The organism is Eudoraea sp. (assembly GCF_049665975.1).
Lineage (GTDB): Bacteria > Bacteroidota > Bacteroidia > Flavobacteriales > Flavobacteriaceae > Eudoraea.
The window spans coordinates 1-8,000 of the sequence record NZ_JBATGR010000107.1 but is presented as its reverse complement, the minus strand read 5'-3'; the positions used below and the strand labels follow the sequence as shown (position 1 = coordinate 8,000).

The 8,000-nt window shown below is 36.2% G+C and carries 5 protein-coding genes and 2 pseudogenes; 3 read left to right on the top strand and 4 right to left on the bottom strand.

What is annotated here, in order from left to right:
• A pseudogene (locus WBN20_RS04350) lies at positions 1–303 on the bottom strand (carbohydrate kinase family protein); the annotation flags it as partial.
• Between the two features lie 79 nt (positions 304–382).
• Positions 383–1,234 carry a formyltetrahydrofolate deformylase gene (gene purU, locus WBN20_RS04345; RefSeq protein ID WP_424275295.1) on the bottom strand — a complete coding sequence of 284 codons (852 nt, stop codon included), beginning with the start codon at positions 1,232–1,234 and terminating at the stop codon, positions 383–385.
• Between the two features lie 143 nt (positions 1,235–1,377).
• Here purU and WBN20_RS04340 point away from each other — a divergent pair, with 143 nt between their 5' ends.
• Positions 1,378–4,815 carry a methylmalonyl-CoA mutase family protein gene (locus WBN20_RS04340; protein ID WP_424280831.1) on the top strand — a complete coding sequence of 1,146 codons (3,438 nt, stop codon included), beginning with the start codon at positions 1,378–1,380 and terminating at the stop codon, positions 4,813–4,815.
• A gap of 67 nt (positions 4,816–4,882) precedes the next feature.
• On the opposite strand, the gene WBN20_RS04335 is transcribed toward WBN20_RS04340, so the two are convergent.
• On the bottom strand, positions 4,883–5,320 hold the full coding sequence (locus tag WBN20_RS04335; protein WP_424280830.1) for a hypothetical protein: 438 nt from the start codon (positions 5,318–5,320) through the stop codon (positions 4,883–4,885).
• A gap of 119 nt (positions 5,321–5,439) precedes the next feature.
• On the opposite strand from WBN20_RS04335, the gene WBN20_RS04330 reads away from it, so the two are divergent.
• Positions 5,440–5,889 (top strand): Lrp/AsnC family transcriptional regulator, encoded by a 450-nt coding sequence (locus WBN20_RS04330; protein ID WP_424280829.1) that lies wholly within the window; start codon positions 5,440–5,442, stop codon positions 5,887–5,889.
• 344 nt (positions 5,890–6,233) lie between these two features.
• Positions 6,234–7,658, top strand: coding sequence for an alpha/beta hydrolase (locus WBN20_RS04325; protein WP_424280828.1), 1,425 nt, complete (start codon positions 6,234–6,236; stop codon positions 7,656–7,658).
• Here the strand turns inward: WBN20_RS04325 and WBN20_RS04320 are convergent.
• Positions 7,645–8,000, bottom strand: a pseudogene (locus WBN20_RS04320) (DJ-1/PfpI family protein); the annotation flags it as partial. The gene WBN20_RS04325 and the pseudogene WBN20_RS04320 overlap by 14 nt on opposite strands.

Below are 8,000 nucleotides of genomic sequence, written 5' to 3'. Positions count from 1 at the left end.
AGATGTTTGTTTCTCTAATCGATTATTTTGATCTATAAACCTTAATTCTATAACAGTACCTCTGTCTTCCTCATTCCCAATTTCAGAAGTGTCGATATTTGGATAAGGTTTAAACACGTCCAGAATTGGATCAAAATCTTTTTGATGTACATTGGTGATTGGAATAACAGTTCCTTCCTCTCCCATTAGTTTGGACAAAGCAATTACCGGATGTGTTACACATCCATATTTTTGTATTACCTCGTCCTGATGCGTGTAGATGGTATCTCTTGGTATTGGCCCTAAAACCGCTATTTTAATCATAAGCCTTATTCTTTGTAAAATATTATTCTGTTAATATACTAAATAATATGCGGGCTGAAAAGGGCTTTTACTAACGACCTTAAGAGAAAATTACTGTTTTATTATTGTAAACCATGGTTTTCCTGTTTACATGAAGTTGAACAGCTCTGGAAAGTACAATTTTTTCCAGATCACGTCCTTTGGCAATAAAATCTTTCACTCTGTGTGAGTGAGATACCATAGTGACATCTTGTTCAATTATAGGTCCTGCATCCAGAGCTTCCGTAACATAGTGGCTGGTAGCTCCAATAATTTTCACACCCCGTGCAAATGCAGCATGATAGGGTTTGGCTCCCGCAAATGCAGGAAGAAAGGAATGATGTATGTTGATTATTTTATTTGGAAAATTGTCAATAATTTTACTACTCAATATTTGCATATATCTGGCCAACACTATGAAATCTGTCTTATGCGACTTTAAAAGTTTTAATTGTTCCTTCTCTGCCGCTGCTTTGGATTCTTTGGTTACAGGTATAAAGTAGAAAGGAATTTCAAATTGTTCAGCAATATGTTTAGCATCTTCGTGATTACTTAAGATGAAAGGAATCTCCACTTCTAGTTCGCCCGATTTGTATCTGCTGAGAAGATCATATAGGCAATGGTTGTATTTCGATACAAAAATAGCCATTCTTGGTTTTAAGTTTCCAGGATGTATGCTCCATTTCATCTTATATGGGAGTGCCAATTTCGTCTCAAACTCCTCTTTGAATTTAGAAAATTCAATCGTTCCGTTGGAAAATTCACTTTCCAAACGCATAAAAAAAACACTGAGCTCCTCATCAACATGCTGGTCCAGGTACACGATATTTCCCCCTTTATTGTGTATAAACCCCGTAATGGCGCTTATTATTCCCGATTGATCCGGACAGTGAATAAGAATTATGTTTCTCAAAATGATATATTTAAGCCTATAAAATTATGATATTAGGAACAGAGGATTGCTGAAACTAATGATTTTTATAAAATTCTGAATACAAGGTGATTATTTTTGCATTTTCCGTAAATTGCCAACCTAAAGAAGCGCAAAAATTGTCAATGGAACAAAATAAAGTCTATAAACCAAAGAATAAAATAAGAGTGGTTACCGCAGCTTCTTTGTTTGATGGTCATGATGCAGCCATTAACATTATGCGGCGAATTATTCAGTCTACAGGAGTAGAGGTCATTCACTTAGGACATGACAGAAGCGTTGATGAGGTTGTGAATTGCGCTATACAAGAAGATGTTAATGCCATAGCAATGACTTCGTATCAAGGCGGTCATAATGAGTACTTTAGATATATGCATGACCTTTTAAAAGAACGTGGAGCTGGCCATATTAAGATATTTGGTGGTGGGGGAGGAGTTATTTTACCATTGGAAATAGATGCATTAATGAAATATGGGGTTACCAGGATTTATTCTCCAGACGATGGTCGAACAATGGGATTACAAGGAATGATAAACGATCTTGTAAAACAAAGTGATACCCCGGTCCCCGACTTAACGCTTGATAGTGGAACAACACTGATCAAAGCATTAAAGAATAAACAACCAAAGACTATTGCGAGGCTGATAAGTCTGGCAGAAAACAGGCCTTCTGAATTTGAGGAACTCTATTCTGGAATTCGCCAGGCTAATAATAATGTTCCTGTATTGGGAATAACAGGTACTGGCGGTTCGGGAAAATCTAGTTTGGTTGACGAGCTCGTCAGGCGATTTTTAAGGGACTTTCCAAAGAAATCTATTGGTTTGATATCCGTAGATCCTTCTAAAAGAAAAACGGGAGGCGCTCTTCTTGGCGATCGGATCAGAATGAATGCAATTAATGATGATCGGGTGTATATGCGATCCCTGGCAACGCGACAATCCAATTTGGCATTATCTAAATATGTAAATGAGGCCGTTGAAGTACTAAAAACTGCTGGCTTTGATCTGATTATTCTAGAAACTTCTGGCATTGGCCAGTCAGACACCGAAATAATTGAACATAGTGATGTTTCCCTTTATGTTATGACCCCGGAATTTGGTGCCGCAACTCAGCTTGAAAAAATTGATATGCTCGATTTTGCTGATCTGGTTGCTATAAACAAATTTGATAAAAGAGGAGCCCCGGATGCTTTAAGAGATGTAAGGAAACAATATGTACGAAATCAAGGACTCTGGGAAACAGATGTAGAGACATTACCGATATTTGGAACTATAGCATCGCAATTTAATGACCCGGGCATGAATCGTTTATACAAAGCGGTTATGCAACAATTGACTGAAAAGACAAATGCGGATCTTGTTTCAACTTTAGTTGTCAGCCAGGAAATGGATCAAAAGGTATTTGTTGTGCCGCCATCCAGAACAAGATATCTTTCCGAGATTGCGGAAAGTATTAAATCTTATGATATTAAAGTGTTGCATCAGGTTGAAGTGGCCCAGCAATTATATGGAATTTATAAGACAATAGCAGGTCTTTCCAAGACTCCTCCAGAGTTAACCAGTGCAGGATTAAAAGTATCCGGTTTGGATATTTCAGGGGATAGTGAAAAAGATAATTTAATACAACTTTTAGTAGTTGAATTTGAACGGGTAAAACTCAATTTTGATCCTTATAACTGGGAGATTATACTCAACTGGGATAGTTTTGTGAAAAAGTATAAAGACCCTACTTATGTTTTTAAAGTCAGGGAAAAAGAGATAAGAATAGATACCCATGTTGAGTCACTATCGGGCCTTGCAATTCCCAAAGTGGTTTTGCCAAAGTATAAAGCGTGGGGCGACCTTCTTCAATGGCGACTGCAGGAGAATGTACCGGGGGAATTTCCATATACTTCCGGACTTTATCCTTTTAAAAGGACTGGTGAAGATCCCACTCGGATGTTTGCCGGTGAAGGAGGGCCTGAACGTACAAACAGAAGGTTTCATTATGTAAGTCTTGATATGCCAGCCAAGAGATTGTCTACTGCATTCGATTCTGTGACACTCTATGGAAATGACCCTGATCACAGACCCGATATTTATGGGAAGATAGGCAATGCCGGAGTATCTGTTTGCTGTCTGGACGATGCCAAAAAGTTATATTCCGGTTTTGATCTGAGTGATCCCATGACATCAGTTAGTATGACTATAAATGGGCCTGCACCAATGCTGTTGGGTTACTTTATTAATGCTGCAATTGATCAAAATTGCGAGAAGTATATACATCAAAATGGTCTTGAAAAAGAGGTGGAATCAAAAATCGAAGCTCTTTATGGCGGAGATTCAAAAAATAGACCAAAATATCAGGGTCCGTTACCGGAGGGTAATAACGGACTTGGTCTTTTTTTACTGGGTATAACCGGAGATAAAGTGCTTGCGCCTGATGTTTACCGAACTATTAAACAAGACACTTTAAAAACAATCCGGGGAACGGTTCAGGCAGATATCTTAAAAGAAGATCAGGCACAAAATACTTGTATCTTTTCAACAGAATTTGCCCTGAGACTTATGGGAGACGTTCAGGAATATTTTATTCTCAATGAGGTTAGGAATTTTTATTCTGTATCGATTTCTGGTTATCACATAGCAGAGGCCGGGGCAAATCCAATTACCCAGTTGGCATTTACATTATCAAATGGTTTTACCTATGTTGAATACTACCTTAGCCGGGGTATGGATATTAACAAATTTGGTCCCAACTTATCATTTTTCTTTTCCAATGGAATAGATGCTGAGTACGCTGTAATAGGAAGAGTTGCAAGGCGTATTTGGGCCAAGGCAATGAAAGATAAATATGGTGGAGATTCCAGGGCACAAATGTTAAAATATCATATACAAACATCGGGTCGAAGCTTGCATGCGCAGGAGATTGATTTTAATGATATTAGAACAACTTTACAGGCTCTGTATGCTATTTATGACAATTGTAATTCATTGCATACCAATGCATACGATGAGGCTATTACCACACCAACGGAAGAATCAGTTAGAAGAGCAATGGCCATTCAATTGATTATTAACAAGGAATTAGGTCTTACGAAAAATGAGAATCCGTTACAAGGGTCTTTTATTATTGAAGAACTTACAGATCTTGTAGAGGAGGCTGTTTTACTTGAATTTGACAGAATTACAGAGCGCGGGGGTGTTTTGGGCGCAATGGAAACTATGTACCAACGATCAAAAATTCAGGAAGAAAGTATGCATTATGAAACACTGAAACACACAGGTGAATATCCAATAATTGGCGTGAACACTTTTTTAAGTTCTTCAGGATCTCCAACCATACTCCCTGCTGAGGTTATCCGTGCTACAGACGAGGAAAAACAGCAACAAATTAATACTTTACAAAGCTTGCAAAAACGAAATAAGCTCATTGCTCAAAAACAGTTGAAAGAGCTACAGGAAAAAGCCATAAAGAATGAAAACATATTTGAAAAACTTATAGAGGTCACTAAAGTTTGTTCATTAGGACAAATTACTCATGCATTATTTGAAGTAGGAGGGCAGTATAGAAGAAATATGTAATGTTAAATCAGGAATAATCCTGAATTTAAATTTAGTAAAGCAATGTGTTATCGCTTATTAGACTGTTTTAGTAGCCCATATAATCATTGAACCCCCAGTTTGAACCGTCACCATTTTTACCTATAGACTTTCTCCATTTCTTAAAGGACCTTCTGAAAACACGTATTTCCTGTCGTAGTAAATCCACATATTCTTTTTCCTTTAAACCATCATTTTCCAGTCCATTACAATAAGAGATTATGTTCCTGATCATTATATTAATGAACGAAGCACTTTTCATTCTAATGGCATATGATTCAGAAGATTCTGCTCTGGCAATTTGCTGCGGTATCAAAATGGCATCAGTTAATAAAGAATCTGCAATATGATCTCTTAAACTATTAGATTGGTACAATTTCAGCAAATCCTGGTTCTGGGAAACGAACGAGGCAATTTCTCTGCTCATGGCGCAAAGTTCCATGGCTTTTCTGTAAACCGGTAAGGTTCTTAAGGTCTTGTAGGGCATTTTCTCTTTTAGCAAATAAACTATAATAAAGTTACGTTCAAATTTCGGATATCTTCTTTAAAATATAAAGCAATTTTGTATTTTAGCTATGAAAAAATTAATTTTAATCACTATTTACTTTGAATAACAAAATAGATGACTTAAACTGGCGCATCCTTAAGCTCCTCCAGGAGAATTCAAGGCTGTCCATGTCAAATATTGGAAGAGAAGTAGGTCTTACTCCCCCAGCGGTGGCGGAGCGTGTCAAAAAAATGGAAGACCTTGGAATTCTCGAAGGTTTTAATGCAAAAGTATCCTATACCCTGGCAGGTTATCAGCTAAAAGCAATTATTACATTGAGGGCTTTTATGGGTAAATTGAAACCTTTTCTTGAAATGGTTAAGACCCTGGAGGAAGTTATTAATTGTTACCGGATTACGGGTGATGAGAATATTATAATGGAAGTAGTTCTAAAGGATCAGGCTCATCTCGAAAGATTTATCGATGAGCTTATTAGATATGGCGAAACCAGGACACATATAATTCTGTCTGATGTAGTTTCTGATGCACCAATAAAGAGACTTAAGTAGAATTATTTCAGTCTGGGATATGGAAAAAGAATCGACTATATTATTGATTCAAAAAGATTTAATGAAAGTATTTTAATTCATAATTTATACTCTTTTTAAGTTATCATTTTAAATGTTATCGATTGAACAGAATTTTATTGCCGTGCATCCGTTTGTATGAAATAAATAGTTTTGAATATTTGTTGTTGAAGGATATAATTACGTAATTTAACTATTAGGTTGTAATGAGATTGCATTATCTATATAGTACTCCACTAATCAATCCTGAAGGGGTTTCTAATAGAACTTTAAAAATTTGTAAAATTCTTAACTATTTTGGCCGGGTTTTTGATTATTTCAGAAATATGAAGCGAGTTTTATTTCTTCTTTTATTTGTAGGCTTGGCTTATTCCGGAAGTTCACAAACAAGACAGGTGGTATTTAAAAAGGGAAGGATTATAGATTCTCTCCACATCAATGATTCAATTTCTGAAACATATAAATTATATCTTCCAAAAAAGTTTGATGGCACCGGTACATGGCCCATCATATTTGTTTTTGACATGGAAGGCAAAAATAGTCAGGCCTTAAACGCATTTAAGGCTGCCGCAGAAGAACAAGGATTTTTGCTTGCCTCATCTAATGATATCAGCGATACACTTTCAATTTCTAAAAATGTTTTAATTTCCAGTAGGATGTTTCAAAGGGTTGGTTCACTATTCCCTTTGAATAGAAAAAGAATTTATACTGCCGGGTTTTCATCAGGAGCTAAGTTTGCTACTATTATACCCTCATTTATAAAGGAGGTTGAAGGTGTAATTTCTTGTGGATCTTTTGTGCCAAGTGTTGAATTATTGGACGAGAAAAATCCATTTTACTTTATTGGAATTGTTGGGAATGAGGATTTTAACTATCCGCAAATGTTACAAGGCAGGGAGTTGTTGAATAAAATGAAATTTCCCAATGATCTTTTGGTGTTCGATGGCGGAGAACGATGGTCAGATTTTAGCTTAATAGGGAAGGCATTAAAGATACTTACACTTTCGGCTATGGCTAAAGGGAATGTCGCTAAAAACGACGAATTTGTGATGAATTCTTATCGCCAAAATTTGGAGGCACTTAAATTATTAGTTAATTCAGGTCAGTTATTAAAGGCATATAACTTACAAAGCCAAATTATTTCTATTTACAGATCTCATCTGGAAGTTGATTCATTGAGGGAGCAACTTAAAATCCTTAAAAAAGAAAACAGGTATAAAGCTCAAAGACGAAGTTTAAATAATGTTCTTCTTCGGGAAACCTTTATAAAAGAGGATTATGATTATAATTTATTTGAAGATTTGTCTGCCCTGAATTACAATAATCTGGGATGGTGGAATTATCAGATGCAAGAACTCAAAAAATATGATAAGAAGCCGGATCCTTTCGAACAACAAATGGGAAAACGATTATTGGGATATCTCAATGCGCTTATAGAAGATAATATTGATATTGAAAAGGAGTATCCGGTAGTCAATGACGAGGCATTAAGTTTTCTCTGGATGTTGAAGACTATTACAGAACCTAAGGTCTATTCATATTACTTAAAAATTATATCTGATAGCTCTAAGTACGAAGATTTTGGTACGGCCTTATTTTATTTGGAAGAATTGTTAAAAAATGGCTATGAGGATAAAAATCAACTCTATTCACTAGAGCATACTGCATTGTTGAGAATTATGCCTGAGTTCAATGCCATAGTGAATAAATACCTGAAGGGATCTCGTTATGACGCTATTATTGAGGAATAATAGCTTTTGGTATTAAATTTAAGTCCCAGTTAATTACCAATCCTTTGGCAAGAGATTTTGCTACTTCTTTTCCATAAAGGTACTCGCAAAGATATAAAGAGGCCTCGAAGCTTTTCGCCCCTCCTGCAGAGGTTATGTATTTACCATCATGTACAAACAGTACACTGTCCTTTACTTTTAGAAAAGGAAACATCTTTTTGTATTTTCCAATATCGCTTGGAAAAGTGGTAGATGTAACACTGTCTAATAAACCGGCTTTTGCCAGAACAAATGCACCATCACAATGTGAAGTCATAAATAGCGCATTCTTGTCCACCCTTTTTACAAAATTAAGCATAGAGG

Coding starts and splice junctions, on each gene's coding strand:
- WBN20_RS04340 (WP_424280831.1), top strand. CDS start 1,378: ATGGAACAAAATAAAGTCTATAAACCAAAGAATAAAATAAGAGTGGTT.
- WBN20_RS04335 (WP_424280830.1), bottom strand. CDS start 5,320: ATGCCCTACAAGACCTTAAGAACCTTACCGGTTTACAGAAAAGCCATG.
- WBN20_RS04325 (WP_424280828.1), top strand. CDS start 6,234: ATGAAGCGAGTTTTATTTCTTCTTTTATTTGTAGGCTTGGCTTATTCC.